1 protein-coding gene and 1 pseudogene are annotated in these 442 nt (G+C 65.8%); both read left to right on the top strand.

Annotation, left to right across the window (positions count from 1 at the left end; translation table 11 throughout):
- A pseudogene (locus I6F38_RS43415) lies at positions 1–189 on the top strand (hypothetical protein); the annotation flags it as partial.
- A gap of 14 nt (positions 190–203) precedes the next feature.
- Positions 204–442, top strand: a 239-nt coding sequence (locus I6F38_RS43410) for a response regulator transcription factor (RefSeq protein WP_225164717.1), incomplete at its 3' end; no start/stop codon positions are given.

The following is a 442-nucleotide window of genomic DNA, read 5'->3' as shown; positions in this document are numbered from 1 at the left end:
CGCCTGATCGACGCCGAACCGGCCGGCCGCCCGCTGGCCGATGAGGCCATTGCCGGCCTGCTGTCACGCCAGGGGGTGAACATTGCCCGCCGAACCGTCGCAAAATACCGAGAACAACTGGATATCGCCCCTGCCCGCGAACGGCGCCGGCTCAGCGCCAGGCAACCCCAGCTGGCCCGGGTGGGCTGAAAAGGATGTTGGACATGAACAAGCTCACGGTCCTGCTGGTCGATGACCACGAGGGCTTCATCAACGCGGCGATGCGCCATTTCCGCAAGATCGACTGGCTGCAGATCGTCGGCAGTGCCGGCAACGGCCTGGAAGCGATCGAGCGCTCGGAAACGCTGCGCCCGCAGGTGGTGCTGATGGACCTGGCGATGCCGGAAATGGGCGGCCTGCAGGCCACCCGCCTGATCAAGTCGCAGGACGATGCACCGTACAT

The sequence above is a fragment of the Bradyrhizobium sp. BRP56 genome, assembly GCF_020194035.1.
In the GTDB taxonomy this organism is placed as follows: Bacteria; Pseudomonadota; Alphaproteobacteria; order Rhizobiales; family Xanthobacteraceae; genus Bradyrhizobium; species Bradyrhizobium australafricanum.
This window is presented reverse-complemented; position numbering and strand designations above follow the sequence as displayed.